General features: G+C 60.5%; 10 protein-coding genes. 6 read left to right on the top strand and 4 right to left on the bottom strand.

Annotated elements, in window-relative coordinates:
* The first annotated feature begins 146 nt into the window (after positions 1-146).
* From psrA to phnX, 4 genes are all read left to right on the top strand, one after another.
* Positions 147-1,238 (top strand): iron-containing alcohol dehydrogenase PsrA, encoded by a 1,092-nt coding sequence (gene psrA / locus AC1Q8Q_RS15995; RefSeq protein ID WP_492615242.1) that lies wholly within the window; start codon positions 147-149, stop codon positions 1,236-1,238.
* A 184-nt stretch (positions 1,239-1,422) separates the two neighbouring features.
* Positions 1,423-2,718, top strand: a complete 1,296-nt coding sequence (locus AC1Q8Q_RS15990; RefSeq protein ID WP_033044693.1) for an MFS transporter — start codon at positions 1,423-1,425, stop codon at positions 2,716-2,718.
* Positions 2,719-2,772: 54 nt separating this feature from the next.
* Positions 2,773-3,645 carry a LysR substrate-binding domain-containing protein gene (locus AC1Q8Q_RS15985; RefSeq protein WP_020800152.1) on the top strand — a complete coding sequence of 291 codons (873 nt, stop codon included), beginning with the start codon at positions 2,773-2,775 and terminating at the stop codon, positions 3,643-3,645.
* A gap of 86 nt (positions 3,646-3,731) precedes the next feature.
* Positions 3,732-4,559: a phosphonoacetaldehyde hydrolase gene (phnX, locus tag AC1Q8Q_RS15980; RefSeq protein ID WP_492615241.1), complete on the top strand. Its 828-nt coding sequence runs from the start codon at positions 3,732-3,734 to the stop codon at positions 4,557-4,559.
* A gap of 71 nt (positions 4,560-4,630) precedes the next feature.
* Here phnX and AC1Q8Q_RS15975 read toward each other — a convergent pair whose 3' ends face one another.
* Positions 4,631-5,575: a DMT family transporter gene (locus tag AC1Q8Q_RS15975; RefSeq protein WP_168757603.1), complete on the bottom strand. Its 945-nt coding sequence runs from the start codon at positions 5,573-5,575 to the stop codon at positions 4,631-4,633.
* 125 nt (positions 5,576-5,700) lie between these two features.
* Here AC1Q8Q_RS15975 and AC1Q8Q_RS15970 point away from each other — a divergent pair, with 125 nt between their 5' ends.
* Positions 5,701-6,600, top strand: coding sequence for a LysR substrate-binding domain-containing protein (locus AC1Q8Q_RS15970; RefSeq protein ID WP_168759151.1), 900 nt, complete (start codon positions 5,701-5,703; stop codon positions 6,598-6,600).
* Between the two features lie 232 nt (positions 6,601-6,832).
* Here the strand turns inward: AC1Q8Q_RS15970 and AC1Q8Q_RS15965 are convergent, their stop codons facing one another.
* From AC1Q8Q_RS15965 to AC1Q8Q_RS15955, 3 genes are read right to left on the bottom strand one after another with little or no spacing between them, the layout of a single operon-like run.
* Positions 6,833-8,161 (bottom strand): TolC family outer membrane protein, encoded by a 1,329-nt coding sequence (locus AC1Q8Q_RS15965; protein ID WP_033042802.1) that lies wholly within the window; start codon positions 8,159-8,161, stop codon positions 6,833-6,835.
* Position 8,162: 1 nt separating this feature from the next.
* Positions 8,163-9,503 (bottom strand): HlyD family type I secretion periplasmic adaptor subunit, encoded by a 1,341-nt coding sequence (locus tag AC1Q8Q_RS15960; protein WP_168757604.1) that lies wholly within the window; start codon positions 9,501-9,503, stop codon positions 8,163-8,165.
* Positions 9,504-9,509: 6 nt separating this feature from the next.
* Positions 9,510-11,246: a type I secretion system permease/ATPase gene (locus AC1Q8Q_RS15955; RefSeq protein ID WP_083348625.1), complete on the bottom strand. Its 1,737-nt coding sequence runs from the start codon at positions 11,244-11,246 to the stop codon at positions 9,510-9,512.
* 686 nt (positions 11,247-11,932) lie between these two features.
* On the opposite strand from AC1Q8Q_RS15955, the gene AC1Q8Q_RS15950 reads away from it, so the two are divergent.
* The gene (locus tag AC1Q8Q_RS15950) at positions 11,933-22,828 is read left to right on the top strand and encodes a peroxidase family protein (protein ID WP_492615240.1); all 10,896 of its coding nucleotides are present in this window, start codon (positions 11,933-11,935) and stop codon (positions 22,826-22,828) included.
* Positions 22,829-23,262: the final 434 nt, after the last annotated feature.

Below are 23,262 nucleotides of genomic sequence, written 5' to 3'. Positions count from 1 at the left end.
GTTCATGAGCGCGTCAGGTACCCGCTGCCAACGCTGATCGCTGGTATCGGCTGAGCCTATGCATACCTGCGAATTATCGATTTGTGCGGTTAACCTCGGGCCGTGAGTATGGCGCCACGTCTTACAACAACAAGTAGAGGACCGCCATGATCGCCCGATTCCATAATCCTGTTGACACTCGTCTGGGCTACAACAGCCTCGTAGAACTTGCCTCGATCACCGAAAACCAAAAAGTTGCCCTGGTGATCTTTCCCGAAGCGCGTGGGTTGGGACTGGTCGATCGCATTCAGGATTTGCTCGGCGAGCGGCTGATATACATCGTCGAAGATGTCCAGCCCAATCCCGATGTCGCTCAATTGCGTGGCACCTATGAGCGCTTCTGGCAGGAAGCGGGCGATTGTCAGACAGTCATCGCCGTTGGCGGAGGCAGCGCCATCGATACGGCCAAGGCATTGATCGTGGGGACGGAGTCGGGTCGCTTCGATGAACTGGTCGCCTTGTTGGCAACGGGCAAGCCCTTTGTTCCAGCCCACAGCAAAGCGCTGATTGCGGTTCCCACCACGGCAGGCACCGGCAGTGAGGTCACCCCATGGGCGACAATCTGGGATACCGAAGGACAGAAAAAATACTCGCTGCACCTGGATTGCACCTGGCCCAAAGTGGCGATCGTCGATCCCGGTCTGATGCTCACTGTTCCAGCGGGTGTCACGGTTTCAACCGGTCTGGACGCGTTGTCTCATGCGCTGGAGTCCATCTGGAACATCAACGCCAATCCGGTTTCGGACACCTTCGCGATCTCCGCGATCGAAGACATTCTTGAGTGCCTGCCGCTGTTGCGGCATGACCTGGGCAGCAAGGAACTGCGTTCACGCATGGCACTGGCCGCGCTCAAGGCCGGGCTGGCCTTTTCCAATACCAAGACGGCGTTGGCCCACTCGATTTCCTACGAAATGACGCTGCGCCACGGCCTGCCCCATGGCATCGCCTGCTCCTTCACCTTGCCCCTGGTCCTGGGCCTTGCTTGGGGACGTGACGAAGCGCGCGACAGGGTCTTGAAACGGGTGTTCGGCAAAGACCTCGACGAAGCGCAGGCAGAGCTGCGCAATTTCCTCCACAGCCTCGATGTAAAGACCGAGTTTGCCGACTACGGCGTTACGCAAGAGGAAGCCCGGGAGATGATCGAGTTCGCACTGCAGGGCGCACGAGGCAAGAACTTCATCGGTGCACACGCCGCCTGACACGTGCCCCCCCCCCTGTAGGAGCGAGCATGCTCCGGGCGGCGTTCCGACGATGGTCGTTAACGATAACGCTGGCAACCTGACACCCCGCGGCGCTCTCAGACTCATCGCGAGCATGCTCGCTCCTACAAAGGTGCGCCCTCCGATTCGCCTGGAGGGTACGAACAATAATAAGGAAAAGATCATGAATCGTGCCCAAGCTTTACCGAGTCTGGCAGTCTCCACGTCCTCATTCCGCGTCGCGCAATGGCGCATGCTGTTGGCGGCGATGTTCTGCTACCTGTTTTTCTACACCGGTCGACAAACGTTCGGTTTCGCCATCCCGGGCATCCAGGCAGAGTTCGGTTTTACCAAGGAACATCTTGGCTGGGCATCGGCTGCCATGTTGTGGGCGTATGCCATCGGCCAGGCAATCAATGGCAATCTTGCCGACAAGTTCGGTGGGCGCCGCATCATGACGGCCGGTGCCGTGTTGTCGTGTGCAGCCAATTGGATCACCAGCTTCGCCGGTAGCTTCGTCGCGCTCATTTTACCCTGGGGCATCAATGGATACTTTCAGGCATTAGGCTGGGCGCCAGGCAGTCGGCTGATCTCCAATTGGTGGAGTACCGGCGAGCGGGGCAAAGTCTATGGTTTTTACGTGTTCGCTGCCGGTTGTGCCTCTGTCCTGTCCTACGTGACCTCAATCGTTGTGCTTGAAGTGCTGCAACTGGAGTGGCGCTGGATCTTCCGCCTGCCGGTTTTGCTGATGCTGGCAGGGGGCATCGTGTTTTACCTGGTGGCGCGCGAGCGACCGCAGGACATGGGCTTCGAGCCGCTCGCCGATACCGGTGTGGCCAATGCCGATGACAAGAATCACGAAGTCGCCCACGGCGAACTCGAAACCTCGGCGCAGCGCTACAAAGCCGTGCTGAAAAACTACCGCTTGATCATCGCTGCAATCTCCCTGGGGTTCCAGAATGCCGCTCGCTACGGTCTTATCGTCTGGGTGCCGGTGCATTTTCTGGGCGCCGACTGGAAAAGCGGCGACAGCCTGATCGATCCCAAGTGGATCACGGTTGCCCTGCCGGTGGGCATGGCCATCGGTGCGCTCAGCAATGGCTGGATCTCGGACAAACTGTTCGGTTCAAAACGCTACCTGGCGATCATGCTCTACATGTTCCTCGGCGCAGGCACCAGCCTGTGGATGTGGAGCCTTGCGCCTCACAGTGCCGTCGGCCTCGTGGCGTTGTTTCTCTGCGGGTTCTTTGTCTATGGTCCGGCGTCGAGTTTCTGGGCACTGTGCCCGGACCTGGTCGGCGCCAAGCGCGCGGGCACCGCGACCGGCATCATGAATTTCTCCTCATACCTTTTCGCAGGCCTGGCGGAACCGCTGATCGGCAGTATGCTCGACAGTACCGGCAACACGTCGTTGATCTTCATCGTGGTCACGTCTGCCTGCCTGTGCAGCGCAGCGGTCGCCTTGTTCATCAGGCGTTGATTGCTGTTTACACCGGTGTGAATCAGGGCTGCGGCTCAGGAACAGGATCTTTTCATGTACCAGTACCACAAGTGGCTGCGTTCCTTTCATGCGGTGGCCAAGACCGGCAGTTTCACCCTGGCCGCCGAGTACCTGAGCGTTGGGCAACCGACAGTCAGTGAGCAGGTCACGGCGCTGGAAAAGAAGTTTTCCGTGGAGCTCTTTCATCGACGCGGGCGCATCGTCGAGATGAGCTCTGCGGGACACAAGCTGTATGCCATCACCCAGGGTCTCTTTGGCCAAGAGGACGAAGCCGTGCAACTTCTACAGAGTTTCAAGCAACGTAAAACCGGGATGTTGCGCCTGGGTGCCGTCTCGCCGCCCATTGCAATGAACCTGACGTACGAGTTGATGCAGCGGCATCCGGACATTGAGTTGGAAACATCATTCTCGCCGGAAAAAGAGACCCTGGACCGCCTGTTCAATTTCGACATCGACGTGGCCATCCTGGCGCTGTCCGAATTCGACCAGCGTTTTGATACGCAGCTTTATCGGCGTTATCCCATCATTGCTGTCGTGCGCGACGATCACCCCTGGGCTGCGCAGAAGGCGGTGCACGTTGAACAGATCAGCGACGAGAAGTGGGTCCTTCGGGAAAAAAGCTCCCGCACTCGCCAACTGGTGGAGGAGAGTTGCGATCGCCTTGATGTCGACCTGAACTGCGTCATGCAATTGAACAGCCGCGAAGCCATCGTTCACGCCATCGCCAAGGGAATCGGCATCGGTTTCGTATCGGCTGTCGAATACGCTGAAACGCCGGGAACAAAGCCCATTACCTTTGTCGATCATCCGTTTTTCATTGATTACCACCTGTGTTGCCTGGGTATTCGCAGAAACCGGCCGATGATCGCCGAGCTGTTCGATTCCAGTCCGATCCCGGCCACCTGATCGCCTGATCCGAATCAAGCCTCAATAACCTTACCTCCTGGCGACAGGAGGGACGGGCTTCCCTTAGCCAAAAATGGAGACTCACCATGCATTATCAACAACCTTCCCAATTGCAAGCCGTGGTCCTGGACTGGGCGGGCACCGTCGTGGATTTCGGTTCCTTCGCACCGACGCAGATTTTCGTCGAGGCCTTTGCCGAGTTTGGCGTCGCGGTGTCCCTGCAAGAAGCCCGCGGGCCGATGGGCATGGGCAAGTGGGACCACATCCGCACGCTGTGCAACGAGCCGCAGATCGCCGCGCGCTACCACGCCGTGTTCGGCCGGTTGCCAACCGACGATGATGTCACCGCACTCTACGAGCGTTTCATGCCGCTGCAGATCGAGAAAATCGCCCTGCATTCGGCGTTGATTCCCGGTGCACTCGAGACCATCAACGGCCTGCGCGACAAGGGCCTGAAAATCGGCTCCTGCTCCGGCTACCCGGCGGTGGTCATGGAAAAAGTCGTGGAGCTGGCGCGCCAGAACGGCTATGTCACCGACCACGTAGTGGCCACCGACGAAGTGCCCAACGGACGCCCGCACCCGGCGCAAGCCCTGGCCAACGTCATTGCCCTGGGGGTCAGCGACGTCGCTGCCTGCGTGAAAGTCGACGACACCTGGCCGGGCATTCTCGAAGGTCGTAGCGCGGGGATGTGGACGGTGGCGCTGACCTGCTCCGGCAATGCATTGGGCCTGACCTATGACCAATACAAAAACCTGTCAGCCGACGAACTGAGCGAAGCGCGATCACGCATTACCCGGATGTTCGAAGGTTCGCGCCCGCACTACCTGATCGACACCATCGTCGATTTGCCGGCGGTCATTGAAGACATCAACGCTCGCCTTGCGCGCGGCGAGGTACCTCAATGCTGCTGATGGTTTTTTAGTTTTTATCGCTACCGGCTTGTTTTTGCACATCAGGGCAGGCTGGTAACGACTGTTGGATTCTACGGTTGAGCATGTTTCACCGGGACCACGCGGTGACGCTTCGCCGCCCAGACCACACCCACCACCAGCAACACGATCGAGATCACTTCCATCAGGCCAGGCACCCGCTGGCTGAACAGAAAACCGTAGACACAGGCAAACAGCGTTTCGAACACGATCATCTGGCCGCTCAATGACGTGGCCATTCGACGCGAGCAGGCATTCCATAGCCCATTGGCAAGCCACGAACCACACAGTGCCAGGAACAGGCACACCCACAGCAAAGCCATCCAGCGACTGCTTTCAACCTGAGTGGGGACCAGGTTCGGGAATAACATCAAGGCGGCGATGCCGAACACGACCGCCACGATACCCGTCACGATGCCCACCAGCGTGGACCATTCGCTGCTGTTGAAATGGCTCTGCTTGAGATAGCGGGCATTGCGGGTCGCGTACCACGACCAGCAGACGACAGCGCTGAAGCCACAGGCCAGGCCGAGTAAACGGGAAGACAGCGAAGTACTCGCCGCTGGCGCGCCTGAGTGTTCCAGGCTGACCGATACGATGCCCAGGAATACCAGCAACAAAGGCAGCTTGAGCTTAGACAGGGGCAGGGACCCAGGATCACCACGCCCCAGGAAGGTAATGGCAACCGGCATCATGCCATTGATCAGGGCGGCAGCCGTCACCCCGCTCAGTTGTACGGAAGCACCCAACAGGGCGTAGTTCAGGACGTTGCCAGTCAATGACAAACGCAACAGCACAAACACATCGTTGCGCGTCAATCGGGCGAGCAGGCTCGATGCAATCGGCAAAGCCAGCAGAAGCGAGATCAGCCCATAGAGGGAAAACCGCACACTGCTGATCAGCACGGCATTGAATTCTGGCAGCAACGAAGGGCCGATAATCACCCCACCCCAGATGGCGCCTGCCAATATCGCAAATACGATCCCACTGTTCATCATCTCGGCTCTGGCAGGCTGTTTAGCGGCATTCTAGCCATGGTATATAAGCGCCACCTGCGATAAATATTCGGCCACCCATTCCGCAGGGGAATGTCGGGTCGCAGTCGCCAGCCAGGAGAATCCTCATCAACCGTTACCTGCGTACCTTGCCCCCACTGGAGACCCTGATCACGTTCGAGGCCGTGGGACGGCACAAAAGCTTCACCGGTGCCGCTGGCGAACTGTTCCTGACCCAGAGCGCCGTGAGCAAACAGATGCGCCAGCTCGAGGACGGCATGGGTGTGGCGCTGTTCGAGCGCAAGCCACGGGGTGTCGCGTTGACCGGCGCAGGCGAGGAGCTTCTGATGACGGTCAACATGCTGCTCGCCACGATGTACCAGAGCGTCACGCGAATCCGCAATGTCCATCAGTCCAACGCCGTCTCGGTGCTGGCGACCCATGCCCTGGCCCAGTTCTGGTTGTTCCCCAAGTTGATCGAATTCAACAAGGCGTACCCCGACATCGCCGTGCACGTGCACGCGATCAACGAGTTCGACGAGGCCAGCCTCAATGATTTCGACGTGGGCATTCTCTACGGTTCTGGCCAATGGCCCTCGCTGGACAGCGATTTCCTGCTACCGGAAATCGTCTATGCCGTGGCGCATCCTTCACTGGATGTCTCGGGAATCAAGACGCTGGAACACTTGGTGCAAGCCAACCTGGTGCAGATCGACACCTGCGCCTGGCAATGCCTGGACTGGCGCCAGTGGTTCGGCCACTTTGGCATCGACTACGTGGCGCGGGACAAAGCCCCGGTCTTCAACCAGCTGACATTGGCCTATCGTGCCGTCCAGCAAGGCATGGGTATTGGCCTTGCGTGGACGTTCATGGCGGATGAGGCGCTGGCCAAGGGCGAATTGCAGCGGGTTACACCGTTCGAATGTGTGACCGGCAATGGCGAATTCCTGGTGTCGCTCAAGCATCGCAAGCGCTCTGCCTGTGCCGAGATTTTTTGTCAGTGGCTCCTTGGCTCGCTGGGCGACTGAGTAAGGTACGGCTCAAGGCACCTTGAAGAATTCTTTCAGCGCACGAAGGATATCGAGATGGGGTGCGCAAGATAAACACCCACGTGGACACGCCGGAAAAATCGCCACATCCGACGTGAACCGACTGAAAATGACTACGGGTGGTTCATCGAGTCGCGTGCGCAATATCGCCTCAGAAAATATCGGCGCTGCCATCTTCGGGTGATGTACGCACGACAACCGAGTACTTAAGTCAGTTGGTGACTAACAGTTCCGGGCCCAGGTAGTTGTTGATGTGGTCGATATCGTCGTCGCCCAGGCTACCCACCGAAGAGGCCAGGCGCAGGCGCGACATCAAGTAGCGCAGTTTTGCTTCGAAAAGATCGTGGCGCGCAACGAAGAGCAGCTCTTCAGCATTGAGCACGTCCGAGTTGGTGCTGGTGCCTCCTTCCTTGAAGCCCTTGCGCGTCGAAGCCAGTGAGCGTTCGTTTGACGCCACTGCCTTCTCCAGTGCGTGGATACGCTGAGCGCCGCTCTGTACGCCTTGATACTCGCGGGTGGTACCGGTGATGACTTCCTGGCGCGTGGCGTCGAGCTCGTCCATGGCCTTGTAGCTATTGGCACTGGCCTGGCGTGCCAGAGCGCTGGTTCCTCCACCGCTGTACAACGGGAAGTTGACTTCCAGCCCGATTGAACTGTAGCGGTTGCGTTGATTCAGCTCGGAGATTGACTGGCTATCGCCTGCGGTATATCCGGCGACGAAATCCAGTGTGGGCCAGTGGCCGGCCTTGGCGCGCTTCACTTCTTCTTCGGCAAGGGCGCTGCTATGACGGCGCGCATGGATCAGCGGGCTATCGGCCTGGGCTTTGACCAGCCAGTCCTGCAGATTGCTCGGTAGCAGCGGCGGTGTAGCGAAATTCGGCTGCAGGGTGGTCAGCGATTCGGGGGGTTCACCTATATATTCTTCCAGCTTGCGGCGCGCATTGACCAGGTTGTCCTGCGCTTCAATCAGTTCAGCCTCGGCGAGATCGCGGCGAGCGACCGACTCGTCAATGTCGGTGATGGTGCCGGCACCCAGCTCCATGCGGCGTTTCGCCGAGGCGAGTTGCTCTTCGAAGGCGTTCAGCTTGGATTTGGCCAGGAGGATGGTTTCGCTTGCCAGGAGCACGTCGAAATAGCTCTCGGCCAAGCGCACGGCGGCGTCCTGGCTCTTGGCATCGAACACCGCGACGCTGTAGTCGGCACGCTGCTTGCCCTGGCGGTACTCGGCCATCTTCTGTTTGTTGAACAGCGGCTGGCGCAGGCGCACGTTGGCGCCCTTGGAGTCGTAGTCCAGATCCCTGTCGAGGCCGTTCTGGCGTTGAGTGCCATTGACCTTGTTGTCGTAGGCCGAGGCATTGACCTGCGGCAGCAGGCCGGCCTTGCCGATGGCGCGGTTTTCCTCGCCGGCGGCTTTTTCATGCACGGCGGCACGGTAGATGGGGCCTTGGTACTGCAACAGATCCCAGGCTTGTTTGAGGTCCATGGCGCTGGCCGGCAGGGACAGCCCCAGCAGGCAGAAGACTATGCAATGACGGTCCATTTCATTGTTCCTTAAAGGAGCTGTCCACGCGTTCGAGCATCGGTTTGAGCAGATAGCTCATCAAGTTGCGCTCACCGGTCTTGATGGTGACGCTGGCGGGCATACCGGGGCGAATGTGATTGCTGCCAAGCAGCCTCATGCCATCGGAAGTGACTTCCACCTGGGCCAGATAGAACGGCTGCTTGCTTTCCTCATCGAGCAGGCGATCGGCGGAGATGGTCTTCACGCGGCCGGGAATGTTTGGCGTCTGGGCATGGTTGAAGGCCGGGAAGGCAATATCCACGGGCAGGCCGGGGACCATCTTGTCGATGGCCTGCACGGGAATCATTGCGTCGACCTGCAGCGGCTCGTTGACCGGAACGATTTCCATGATCTTGAAGCCAGGCTGAATGACTCCCCCGACGGTGGCAATGCTCAGGGACTGGACCATGCCGTCGATGGGCGACCGTATCACCGTGTGGGTCACTTCATAGTCCAGCGCGCGCAAGCGGTCGGCCAGGGTGGTATTTTCCTTGGCGGTTTCAGTCAGCTGTGATTCGACTTCCTTCAGGTAATCGTGCTGGCGCTGCAGGATGCGCAACTTGATTTCGGTAGCCTGGCTACGCACGCGAGCGATGTTGTTGAGGTTCTCGGCCTGGCCGGCCGAAAGGTCGGCGTTGCTGCGTTCCAGCTCAAGCAAGCGGTTGCGCGGCACATAGCCTTCGGCCGCCAGAACTCGGGTGCCTTGCAGTTCCTGGTTGAGGAAGTTGATTTGCGAGGTGCGGGCGCCATAGACCTGCTGCAGGCCCTTGAGCTGCACCTGCGACGCCGCCAGGTTTTCCTCCAGGATGCTGATTTCACCCGCCAGGCCGGCACGCCGGGTGTCCAGTAGACGCTGTTGCAGGTCCATGGCGGCTACCAGGCGGTGGTCATTGCCGAAGCGTTTGAGCAGTTCGGGATCGAAGATCACCACATTGCGCGCGTCACGTTCCGCTTCCAGCCGGTTTTCCACCGTCTTGCTGACGATGTACTGGGCGCCAACCGCACCCTGTTCGGCAGCGGCACGTAACGAGTCGAGGCGCACCAGCTCCTGGCCCTTGGTCACCACATCGCCTTCGCGAACGAGAATGGCCTCCACAGTGCCGCCACTCAAATGCTGCACGGCTTTGCGGTTGCTGGTGACTTTGACCGTGCCAGTCGCCACCACGCCGGCATCCAGCGGCGCCAGCCAGGACCACAGGAGGAAGCCGCCGAAGCCGGCAAGCACCAGCCACACGCCCCAGCGCGCGGGCTTACCGACGTCCAGGTCTACCACGCTCCTGGGATCGGCTTGAATCATCTCGGTGTGTTGGCTCATCTGCATGATCGGTCACTCCCGTGCTTTGACGGAGGCCAGCGGGGTCGGCGCGCCTGCAGGCATCACACTGGCCTTGCGCAGCGCTGCGAATACTTCGTCACGCGTGCCGAGCATCTGCACGCCGCCGTCACGCAGCATCAGTACCTTGTCGACGGCGCACAGTACGTTGGGACGGTGGGAAATCAGAATGACGGTGGCACCGCGGGCCTTGAGTTCGGCCAGGGCATCGACCAGGGCCTTTTCGCCGACGTCGTCGAGGTTGGCGTTAGGCTCATCCAGCACGATCAGGTTGGGCTCGCCATACAGCGCGCGGGCCAACGCGATGCGTTGCTTCTGGCCACCCGACAGCGGGCTGCCATCGGTGCCCAGTCGAGTGTCATAACCCTGGGCAAAGCGCAGGATCATCTCGTGCACGCCAGTGCTCCTGGCAGCGCGAATGACCGCGTCGCTGTCCACTTCGCCAAAGCGCGCAATATTGTCGGCGATGGTGCCTTCGAACAGCTCTACGTCCTGTGGCAGGTAGCCGAGCCAGGGGCCAAGTTCCCCCTTGTTCCAACTGAATATGTCCGCGCCATCCAGGCGTACTTTGCCGGCCTGCGCCGGCCAGACGCCAACCAGCAGGCGGGCGAGGGTGGATTTGCCCGAGGCGGATGGGCCGATCACGCCAAGGCTTTCGCCGTGGGCAAGGCTGAAACTCACTCCGCGCAGGATTGTGTTGTTGGTGGCGGGGGCACCGGCATACACATTCTCCACCGCCAGCATGCCCAGCGGACGCTGTAATGGCATGCTCGGTGGTCGGCGCGGATAGTCGTGCAGCATCTCGTTGAGCCGGCCCCAGGCCGAACGGCAACCGAGCAGTTGCTTCCATGACCCGATAACCTGTTCCACCGGACCCAGTGCGCGGCCGGTGAGGATCGAACAGGCAATCATCATCCCCGGGGTGATCTTGCCTTCGATCGCCAGCAGCGCGCCGGCGCCGAGGATCAGCGACTGCAACGTGATACGCACGAAGCGCCCGGTGCTGCTGATGAGGGCGGCGCGGTCGGAGGCCAGGGTCTGCATTTCCAGTATGCGCAAATGGCTTTGGTACCAGCGCTTGCTGATCGACGGCAGCATGCCCATGGCCTCGATGACTTCGGCATTGCGCAGGTTATTGTTGGCGTAAGTGGCGGAGGAGAGGGCGGCCTGGTTGGCTTCGGCCAGTGGCTTTTGCGTCGCCTTCTCGGTGAGATAAGCCAGGCCTACCAAAATCAGCGAGCCGATCAGTGTGATCAGTCCGAGCAGCGGGTGGATCAGATAGGCGACCAGCAGGTAGATCGGCGTCCATGGCGCATCGAAGAAAGCGAACAGGCCATTGCCGGTGAGAAACTGGCGAACTTGCGAGAGATCCTGCAGGGCCTGGGCCGGATTGCCGCCGGCGCGGCTCAGGTTACGCTCGAAAGCAGCGGTGAAGATGCGCCGGTTGAGGTCCATGTCGAGGCAGTTGCCGACCCGGATCAGTACACGGGTGCGGACCATTTCCAGTGTGGACATCAGCAGGAACAGCCCTATCACTAGCAAGGTCAACATCGTCAATGTTGTGACATTGCGACTGACCAGGGCCCGATCGTAGACCTGCAGCATGTACACCGCTGGCGTCAACATCATGACGTTGATAACGCCACTGAACGCTGCCAGCGAGTAAAAACTGCGGCGCAGGCGAAATATCGCGTCGGACAGTTCTGAGCGAGTGCTCGACTGCTTTTGCATTTGCGTCCTCCCCACCGAAAAGCCAGGTTGGCCATGCGGCGCACCCGCTACCGGTAAATGTGATTGACTATCAGATAGATGTAGATCTCCAGGTAACTCGTCGGCTTGAGCAGTCGTTTTTTTTTTTGTAATTCACATGCAGCAGCGTAGGTGGCGTTTGTTTCTCTAGCGATACAGTTTTAAATAACATTTCGCTCTAATATTGCTTAGAATTTCCTATATATCCTTTAATAACAGTAGGTTGGCATTTCCAATGCCGGTCGTCTGTTTTTGCGGCGTAATATTGACAGTTTTTTGCTATGGAACTTTAGTCATGTTCAAAGATCGCCCCCCGGAAGCCAGCCAAAACTTTGGCATTGCAAGGCGGTGATTTTCCCGAGGGAGCAAACATGTCGATCCATTTGATCTTTTGCGAAGTGACACAGTCGTTCAGGAAGTTCACTTCGACTTCCCAATTCCATGGCCCACCCACAGCTCGGGATCGCTCTGCCTGATCGCTCGGCGACCCATCCATTTCGCGAATTCCAGGCGCGCATTTCACGGGCGCCGGGGGACGGCTTTGCCTAACCCACGCCTGCTCTCGCCCTGCAACTGAACCAACGAACTTCGCAAGCCAGCACCTGACTGGGCGTGGGAGGATTGTTTCGTCCTGTGCCTTTCCCCCAGAGAGATCGAGGACAATAAAAATGGCCAATTTCAACAAGTCGGACCTGGAATTCATACTCAAGCAAATCTTCATCGCGGAGGCGCACGCCGACGGCACCAGCCTCAGTGATTTGCTGCCCAACAGCCAAGTGCCATTCGGCCTGCGCACCGTCGATGGCAGCTACAACAACCTGGTCGCCGGACAAAGCGAGTTTGGCGCCGCGGACAATTCCTTCCTGCGCCTGCTTGATGCCCAGTATCGGGCGGCCTATGCCGCGTCAGGGAATGTGGTCGACCCGCAGCCACGGATAATCAGTAACCTGATCGTCGACCAGACCGCCAACAACCCGGCCGCGGTGGCGGCGAATGGCGGTGCCGACCCGGTGATCAGCCCCGGTCTGGATGGGGTGTTCGGCACGGCCGACGACAAGGAAGTGTTTTTCATTCCCAACGTGTCACCTGATGCTGGCCTGACCGCCGGCTTCAACTCGTGGATGACCTTCTTTGGCCAGTTCTTCGACCACGGCCTCGACCTGGTCACCAAGAGCAGTACCGACTTCGTGTTTGTTCCGCTGCAGCCGGACGATCCGTTGTTCGTACCGGGCAGCCCCACCAACTTCATGGTGCTGTCACGTGCAGTGCATTCCGCTGGCGCGGACGGAATAGTCGGCACTGCCGATGATGGCCAGACCAACACCACCTCGCCGTTCGTGGACCAGAGCCAAACCTACAGCTCGCACCCCTCGCATCAGGTGTTCCTGCGCGAGTACGCCCTCAACGCGGCAGGCAACCCTATTGCAACGGGCCGCTTGATTACCAATCGTGATCTCGGCGCCGATGGCAAGTTCGGCACGGCCGATGATGGCAATGGCGAAAATGGCGGCATGGCGACCTGGGCAGTGGTCAAGGCCCAAGCCCGCGACATTCTCGGGATCAACCTGACCGATGCCGATGTGCACAGCGTGCCGCTGCTGGCAACCGATGCGTATGGCAACTTCATCCGCGGACCGAGCGGCATGCCGCAGGTGGTGATGCGCGTCAGTAACGGTGCCGACGGTATCGGCGGGACGGCTGATGACGTCACGCAACTGGTCGAGGGCAACCGGGATGCGCCGATCAGCCTGGCCAATGCCGTGAGCACCGGTCATGCCTTCCTCGACGACATCGCCCACAATGCCGCGCCGGTCGTGGTCAATGGGGTGCTGCAGGCGGATGGCGACACCGATATCGGCAATGCGCAGCTCGTTGGCGCGGGCGGCAACAACCTGACCTATGACAACGAACTGCTCGACGCCCACTACATTGCCGGCGACGGCCGGGTGAACGAGAACATCGGCCTGACCGCTGTGCACCATGTGTTCCACGCCGAGCACAACCGCCTGGTCCAGCAATCCAAGGACACCATTCTTGCCGCCGGCGACCTGGCTTTCCTCAATGAGTGGCTGGCGGACGATGTGACCGCGATACCGACGACCCCAGCCGGTATCGCAGCGTTGGTATGGGACGGCGAACGCCTGTTCCAGGCCGCCAAGTTCGGTACCGAGATGCAGTATCAGCACCTGGTGTTCGAGGAGTTCGCGCGGACCATTCAGCCGCAGGTCGACGAATTTCTTGCCCCCAACGGTTATGACACCTCGATCAACCCGGCCATCCTCGCCGAGTTCGCCCACGTGGTGTACCGCTTCGGTCACTCGATGCTGACCGAAACCGTCGATCGCTTCGACCCTGAGTTCAATCCGCTCCTTACTGACCCGAACAATCCGGACTCGCAAATGGGGCTGATCGCGGCCTTCCTCAATCCGCTGGCGTTCGCCGGCAGCGGAGCGACATCGGACGAAGCGGCAGGGGCGATCATTCGCGGTGCGACCCGCCAGTTGGGCAACGAGATCGACGAATTCGTCACCGAAGCGTTGCGCAACAACCTGCTCGGCCTGCCGCTCGATTTGCCGGCCCTTAACCTGGCGCGCGGTCGCGACACTGGCATTCCCACGTTGAATGAAGCGCGCCGTGAGATGTACGCAGCCACCGGCGACAGCCAACTCACGCCGTACATCAGTTGGTCTGACTTTGCGGACCACCTCAAGCACCCCGAATCCCTGGTCAACTTCATCGCCGCTTTCGGCACCCACAGCGCATTGATCGCGGCCGATGTGGATACGCTGGTCGAAATGCGTGCGGTCGCCGCGGCCCTGGTGTTTGGTGGCAGCGCGGTGATCAACGCCGGTACTGCCGAAGAGCGTACCTTTACCGCCAATCTGGCCGATCGCCTGGCATTCCTTAACAGTACGGGCATCTACGCCATGGTCAATGGCGTCACCACCACCGGTGTGGACGACATCGACTTCTGGGTCGGTGGCCTCGCCGAGCAGAAGATGCCGTTCGGCGGCATGCTCGGCTCGACGTTCAACTTCGTCTTTGAAACCCAGATGGAGGCGTTGCAGAACGGCGACCGCTTCTACTACCTGTCGCGCGTCGCAGGCCTGAACTTCGGCACTGAGCTTGAGAACAACTCCTTTGCCAAGCTGATCATGCTCAACAGCGATGTCACCCACCTGTCGAACACCGTGTTCCTGACGCCGACGTTCACCCTCGAAGTCAATCAGGCCAATCAGTTCACCAACCTGGGCGTGGACGGCAAAGCCGATCCGACTGGCGGCATCATGATCAACGGTGTGGAAATCGTGCCGCTGGTGATCCGCGACAATCCCGACACCGAAGGGCTGGACAGTAACTATCTGCAGTACACAGGTGAAGACCATGTCGTCCTGGGCGGCACTGCCGGCAATGACATCATCATCTCCGGCGAAGGCGATGACACCCTTTACGGCGACGGCGGCAACGATCGACTCGAAGGCGGTGCCGGCAACGACGCGGTACTCGGCGGCGCGGGCGATGACATCATCACCGATTCGTTCGGCGACAACCGCCTGGAAGGCAACGCCGGTAACGACGTGATCATCGCCGGTAGCATGCTGGCTGGAGGCAACCTGATCCTGGGGGGCGATGGCCAGGACTTCATCGTCACCACCGAAGACATCACCACCACCTTCGGTGGCCAGGGTGACGATTTCATCCTCGGTGCCAAGACCAACCTGCCACCTACCGGCAACGAAGGTGACGACTGGATCGAGATGGGCACCCAGGATGGTGCGCCTGGCGATAATTTCTCGCCGCTGCTCAATGACGATGTGATCGGCAACGACATCTTTGTCGGCGGTGGTGGCTTCGACGAAATGATCGGCGAGGGTGGCGATGACATCTTTGTCGGCAGCGATGCCCAGGACAATATGGACGGCATGTCCGGTTTCGACTGGGTGACCTACAAGGATGACAAGGTGGGCGTGACCGTTGACCTGACCATGGCCGAGCTGGCACAGCCACACGGCAATGCGCCAAACCAGAACAATGGCGTGTTCAATCCGGTCGGCGCCTCGCCGGCCTCGATTCTCGACCGTTTTGCCGAGGTCGAGGGCTTGTCCGGTTCGAAGTTCGCCGATGTGCTCAAGGGCGATGATGTGGATGCGGACACCATCATCAACCACGGTGGAACCACGGGCAGTGCGCTGACCAATGTGGCGTTGATCCGCGGACTGGAGCAGTTTCTGGCCGATGCCGGTTTGCCAACCACCGGTTTTGCCACGGGCAACATCATCCTCGGTGGCAATGGCAGTGACCTGATCGAGGGCCGCGGGGGCGACGACCTGATCGATGGCGACAAATGGATAAACGTCAGGATTGCCGTCTACAGCGCTGACGACGTCAATCATACCGGGCCCGAGATCGCCAGCTTCGACAGCATGGTCGATATGATCCCGTTCATGCTCGACCGCACCTATAACCCGGGGCAGCTCAAGGCCGTGCGGGAAATCCTGCCCGGTACCTCGACGGGCGGGTCGGCCTTCGACACCGCCATATTTTCCGGGGTCCAGTCTGAATATGTGGTCACCCAGGACACCCGCGGCACGGCCAGTCTGGCGGACGATGTCTGGACGGTGGCAGATACCGTAGCCGGACGTGACGGCACCGATACGCTGCTGCATATCGAGCGCCTGCAGTTTGCCGATACCCAGCGAGTGCTGGTGCAAGGGCTCAATGCTCAACCGGTTGGCAGACCGACGCTCAGCGATGGCAACGGCGGCGCGATAACGGTGGGTGACACGCTGAGTGTCAGCATGGCCGGGGTGCGCGATGCCAACAACGTCTCGGTGGGCAATCTCCAGGGGTTTATCAACAACGCCTCGGTGTCCTACTTCTGGCAGTTCGAGGCGGATCCGGGGAGCGGTGTGTTCGAGGACATCATCCTGTTGCCGGCCGGCGACGTGGCGTTCCAGAGTGCCGATGGCACCGCCTTCAAGGTTTCGCCTGACCTCGCCGGGTTGTCGTTGCGTGTCAAGGCGATCTACCAGGATGGTCATGGCACGACTGAAGTGGTGTTCTCGCAGCCGACTGCCGCGGTGGTTGCCGGGGCGCCGGTTGTGCCGACTGCGCAGGCACCTGTTGTCGATGCCACGGCCGGTGGCGAAGGCCTTCACATGGTCCGCTCCGACCTCAATTTCATCCTTGATCAGATCAAGATTGCCGAGGCTGACGCGTCCGGGCAGGACATCCTCTCGCTGATCCCGAACATCCGCGCGCCGTTGGGCCTGCGTGCGGTCGACGGGTCGAACAACAACCTGATGAACCTCAACGGCATCAACAACACCGAGTTTGGTGCCGCCGATAACACCTTCCCGCGCGTGAGCGATCCGGTCTTCAATCCGGCGCAATCGGGAACGTCTTATGCGCAGAACAGCGGCTTGGTGATTGACTCGCAGCCGCGCACCATCAGCAACCTGATCGTCGACCAGACGTCGAACAACCCGGCGGCCTATGCCACGGCTTACGACCCGGGTGCCGATGGCGTGCTCAACTTCGGCGCGGATGGCAACGACGACGTACTCAAGGATGGCGTACGGATTGTCGCCAGCCCCGGCATGGACGGCCAGTTCGGTACTGGCGACGACCACGATGTGTACCTGTTCGAGAACACCGCGCCGGATGCGGGGTTGTCCGCACCGTTCAATGCCTGGATGACCTTCTTCGGGCAATTCTTCGATCATGGGCTGGACCTGGTCACCAAGGGGGGCTCGGGCACCGTCTTCATCCCGCTGCAACCGGATGATCCGCTGTACGTGCCAGGCGGCAACACCAATTTCATGGTGATGACCCGCGCGACCAACCAGCCAGGGGCGGATGGCGTTCTCGGTACGGCCGACGACATCCATGAGCACACCAACACCACCACGCCGTTCGTGGACCAGAACCAGACCTACAGCTCGCATCCATCGCACCAGGTGTTCCTGCGCGGGTATGTGCTGACCGAGGACGGCCCCATCGCGACCGGCCGGCTGATCACCAACCGTGACCTGGGGGCGGATGGCAAGTACGGTACCGCTGACGACACCGAAATCGGTGGCATGGCGACCTGGAAAGTGGTCAAGGCGCAGGCCAACGATGTCCTGGGTATCCGCCTGACCGATGCCGACGTCGAGAACGGCCCGCTGTTGGCGACCGACGCCTATGGCAATTTCATCAAGGGGCCGAACGGCTTCCCGATGGTCGTGATGAAAGGGGCAGACGGGCTTGGTGGCACCGCTGATGACGTCCTCGTCGAAGGCAATCCGCTAGCCCCTATCAGCCTGGTCAATGCAGTGCGCACCGGTCACCAGTTCCTCGCCGACATTGCCCACAATGCAGCGCCGGTGTTCAGTGCTGGTGTGCTCGTTCCCGATGCCGATGACGACATTGGCAACGCGGTGCCGTCGAATCCGCAGACCGGGGCCAACCTGGCTTACGACAACGAGTTGCTGGATGCGCACTACATCGCCGGCGACGGCCGGGTCAACGAGAACATCGGCCTGACCGCGGTGCATGCGATCTTCCACGCCGAGCACAATCGGCTGGTGGCGCAGACCAAGGACACCGTACTCGATTCGGCTGACGTGGCCTTCCTCAACGAGTGGTTGCTCACTCCGGTGGATGCGTTGCCAGCCAGCCAGGCCGAGATCGATGCACTGGTGTGGAATGGCGAGCGGCTGTTCCAGGCTGCCAAGTTCGGCACCGAGATGCAGTATCAGCACCTGGTGTTCGAGGAGTTTGCGCGGACCATCCAACCCAGGGTCGACCTGTTCTTCGCGCCGACCCAGGTCTATGACGTCGACCTCGATGCCTCGATCGTCGCCGAGTTCGCCCACACCGTTTACCGGTTCGGCCACTCGATGCTGACCGAGACGGTCGATCGATACGACGTCGACTTCAATGTAATTGGCGATCCGAACAGCGCTGATCCCGATCAGCAACTGGGCTTGATCGCGGCGTTCCTCAACCCATTGGCGTATGCCGCCAGCGGGGTGACGCCAGAGGATGCGACCAGTGCGATCGTGCGTGGGGTGACGCGCCAGGCCGGTAACGAAATCGATGAGTTCGTCACCGAGGCGCTGCGCAATAACTTGCTCGGCCTGCCGCTCGACCTGCCGGCGATCAACATCGCCCGTGGCCGCGACGTGGGGATTCCCTCGCTCAACGCGATTCGCCGCGACATCTACAGCCAGACCGGTGATACCCAGCTCAAGCCGTACAGCAGTTGGGTCGACCTGGTGCAGCACCTCAAGCATCCGGAGTCGCTGATCAACTTCATCGCGGCCTATGGCACCCATGGCACCGTCCTGGCGGCGACCACGCTGGAAGGCAAACGCGCTGCAGCCTTGGCGCTGGTATTGGGGGGTGATGATGCGCCGTCCGACCGCCTGGACTTCCTCAACAGCAGCGGTACCTGGGCCAACGTGACGCGCGCCGGCAAGGATGGGGTGCTGGGTACCGCTGACGATCTGAAGGGGGTGACGATCACGGGCGTCGATGCGATCGACCTGTGGATCGGCGGCCTGGCCGAAGCGAGGACCCCGTTCGGCGGCATGCTCGGCTCGACCTTCAACTTCGTGTTCGAGAACCAGATGGAAAAACTCCAGGACGGCGACCGCTTCTACTACCTGGAACGTACCTCTGGCCTGTCGATGAACGCGGAACTGGAAAGCAACTCGTTCGCCAAGTTGATCATGGCCAACACCTCGGCAACGCACTTGCCGGGCCTGGTGTTCTCGGACCCCGGGTTCTATCTGGAAGTGGACAAGACCAAGCAGTACAACGATGGCCTGGGCAATGCCGATCCGCTTGGCGAAAACGGCGAGCAGGTGGTGTTCCGCGACAACCCGCTGACCGACGGGCCGGACACTCACTACATCAAGTACACCGGTGCAGAGCACATCGTGCTGGGCGGCACCAACAGCGCAGACATCCTCGTCTCGAGTGAAGGGGACGACACGGTCTGGGGTGACGGCGGCAACGACCGCATCGAAGGTGGTGACGGCAACGACCAACTGCGCGGTGGCGCCGGCGACGACATCATCACTGACGCCGGTGGCGACGATAACATCCAGGGTGGTGACGGCAACGACGTGTTGCACGGCGGCAACGGCGTCAACCTGATCATTGGCGGGTTCGGCAATGACTTCATCGTGACCGGCGAGGACGCTTCCGAAGCCATTGGTGGCCAAGGCAACGACTTCATCCTGGGCAGCAAAGCCAACGAACAGGACATGGGTAACGAAGGCGACGACTGGATCGAAAAGGGCACGTCGGACGGTGCACCTGGCGACAACTTCGACCCGGCTGGCAATGATCCGGTGATCGGTCACGATGTGTTCATCGGCGGTAACGAGAACGATAAGTTCAACGGTGAAGGCGGTGACGACATCATGGTCGGCAGTCTCGGCATGGGTGACCGCTATATCGGCGGCTCCGGCTATGACTGGGCGACCTTCAAGGGGCTCGCCCAAGGCGTGACCATCGACTACACCGAACGCTTCTTCGATGTTCCATCGATGCCGGGTTCGGGTGCTTCAGCGCTGGTGCGTTTCGACATCATGGAAGGTTTGTCGGGTTCCTCGCACGGTGACTTCCTGCGCGGTGATAACGAAGATGCCACATCGCTGCCCACTGCGGGTGCAACCGGCAGTGTGCTGACCAACATCAACCTGATCAACGGGCTGGCTGACTTGCTGGTAGACGGGGCGACGTACTTCGACGGCGGCAACATCATCCTCGGCGGCGGCGGCAGCGACCTGATCGAAGGTCGCGGTGGTGACGACATCATCGATGGTGACAAGTGGCTGAACGTGCGCATCAGCGTACGGGAAAATGCCGATGGCACCGGCGAGGAGATCGCCACGTTCGACAGTATGGAGCCCTTGGTGCCGTTTATGCTGAACGGTACTTACAACCCGGGCCAGTTGGTCATCGTGCGGGAGATCCTGAGCGGTGATGACAGCTTCGACACCGCGTTTTTCTCCGGTAACCTGGGGGAATACGGAATCGAGATCGATGGCGACACGGTCATTGTGACCGACTCGGTAGCGGGGCGTGATGGTGTCGATCGCTTGACGGGTATCGAGCGTCTGCAGTTCGCTGACGGGGCGCAGTCGTCCGGCGTGGGCACCGCGCAAAACAGCGACCCGTCGGGTCATCTGGCAATCCTCGATGCTGGCACCGGCCTGCGTGACGAAACGCCGGTTGCCGGCCAGTTGCTGCGCGTCAGCGGTCAGGCGGTACGGGACGCGGACAGCCAGAGTGTGGCCAACCCGACCGGTGCGATTACCGGGGCGGTGGCTTACTACTGGCAGGTCGAGAACATCGCGGGTTCAGGCATCTATGAAGACATCACCGTCATCGCCGCTGGCGAGGCATCGCGTGCCACCGGCAGCACCTACCGGGTGACGGACGATGTGGCGGGCCTGAACATCCGTGTCCGTGCGGTGTATCAGGATGCCAAGGGCACGCTGGAGATCGTCGATTCGTCCGGGAACAGTACGCCGACCGAAGGGCCGACCGTAACCGGGCTTGCAGTACAGAACCAACTGTTGACCGCTGACCCGGCGAGCATCATCGACGCCGATGGCGTGAGCACGACGCAGTTCACCTACCAGTGGCAGGCGAATGACGGGCTCGGCTTCGTCAACATCGCCGGTGCTACCGCCAGCACGTTCGCGCTTGGCCAGGCCCAGGTCGGCCAGGAAGTTCGCGTGGTCATCGGTTACGTGGATAACTTCGGAGTGGCCGAAAGCGTTGCGTCGAACATCCTGGGGCCGGTGGACAACGTCAACGATGCACCGACCCAAGGGCCGACCGTTACCGGGCTTGCAGTGCAGAACCAGGTGTTGACCGCCAATCCGGCGAGCATCATCGACGTCGATGGCCTGAGCAATCCGCAGTTCACCTACCAATGGCAGGCGAACAGCGGGACCGGCTTCGTCAACATTGTCGGCGCAACTGCCAGTACGTTCGCGCTTGGCCAGGCTCAGGTCGGCCAGGCAGTGCGCGTGTTGATCGGTTATGTGGATGACTTCGGTGCGGCCGAAAGCGTTGCGTCCAACATCCTGGGGCCGGTGGCCAACGTCAACGATGCACCGACAGGCGCGTTGCTGATCAGCGATACGACTCCGGATCAAGGGCAGGTGCTGACCGCGCTGACGGGTGGAATTGCCGATCCGGACGGGCTGGGCACCTTCAGCTTCCAGTGGCAGCAAGGGGTCGGCACGTCCTTCACCGACATCAACGGCGCGACTGCTGCGACCTTCACCCCCGGTGCGGCGCAGGCCAATCTGCAACTGCGGGTGATCGTGCGCTACACCGATGCCTTCGGCACGCTGGAGTCGGTGACTTCTGCGGCGACGGCGGCGGTGGTTGTGGCACAAGGCGTGGTACTGCAGGGCGATGCCTTGGCAAACATCCTCACCGGCACCGCGGCTAACGATGTGCTGCTTGGCCTGGGCGGGAACGATACGCTCAATGGCCTCGCCGGTATCGACCAGTTGTTGGGCGGCACTGGCAACGACATCCTCAACGGCGGCGACGACAATGACGTCCTCAATGGCGAGGACGGCAACGACACCCTCAACGGCGGGCTCGGCGCGGATGCCATGAGCGGCGGCCTCGGCAACGACACCTTTGTGGTCGACAACGTCGGTGACCTTGTCACCGAGGCGCTGGGTGCTGGTACCGATCTGGTGCAAACCAGCCTGACCACCTACCTGCTTGGCGCCAACGTCGAGAACCTGACCTATACGGGAGCCGGTAACTTCACCGGTACCGGTAACGCGTTGGCCAACACCATCACCGGCGGGGTGGGCAACGACGTCCTCAACGGCGGTGCAGGTGCCGACCGGTTGGTGGGGGGCGCCGGCAACGATAACTACGTTGTCGATACAGCCGCAGACGTCGTGGTCGAGGTCGCCGGTGGCGGTACGGACACCGTGCAGACGTCGCTGGCCAGCTACACGCTGGGCGCTGAGGTCGAGAATCTGACCTACACCGGAGTCGGCAACTTCGTCGGCAACGGTAACGGGCTGGATAACGTCATCAACGGCGGGGTGGGTAATGACACCCTCAATGGTAATGGCGGCAACGACACCCTCAACGGCGGAAGCGGGGTGGATGTCTTGAACGGTGGAGCAGGCAACGACACGCTGTTCGGTGGTGACGCTAACGACACCTTGTTGGGAGGGATCGGTGATGACTTTATCGATGGCGGTACTGGCAATAACAGGGTCACAGGTGGTGCCGGCAACGACACCCTGGTTGCCAGCAGCGGCAACGATATCTTCGTGTTCGCAGCGGGCTTCGGGGCCGATCAGATCATCGGCTTCGATGCCGACGCGGCAGGAGGCCAGGATCGGCTCGATATTTCCTCGTTCGGCGTCAATGCTGTGACCTTTGTCGGCAACGTCATCATCACCGATGTCGGTGCGGATACCTTGATCAGCTCCGCAGGCGCTGAATCCATCCGCCTGGTCGGAGTGGCCGATGCGACAACCATAACGGCCGCAGACTTCATTCTCGCCACTTGAGGTCCTGATCAGTACGTTCGCAGACGCGTGTAAAGCGCAGGGGAGGGCATGGAAGCCCTCCCTTTTCTTTTGAAAAAACGGGTCGTTGGTCAAGCGAGGAAAAAAGGGCACCCGGCCTCGAAGAGTTCAGCTTCCCGGGTCATGGGCGGTCAAGGTGATGAAGGATTTTCCCTGATTCCTAACTGCAGAACAGGAAGATGTGACTCCAGGCGACCCCTGTCGAAAAAATGAAAACCATGAGTGCTAGCGTGAGGATTATGGAATCGTTCCGCATGGTAGTGACCCCTCGCAGGCTGGCGGCTGATCTGCGGCGCAGGTGTGTTATCCAGGCATCGATTGCACGTCTGCGAGTGCCCCTGGAGCCGTTAGTTTACCCAGAGCATTCTCTATGCCAAAGCTCCGGCAACCCGCTGTACCCCGGCGCGAAAGCGGCC

This window comes from Pseudomonas sp. GW823-FHT06B06, assembly GCF_058795195.1.
Note: the sequence above shows the minus strand (reverse complement) of the source record. Positions and strands in the feature narration are given on the sequence as shown.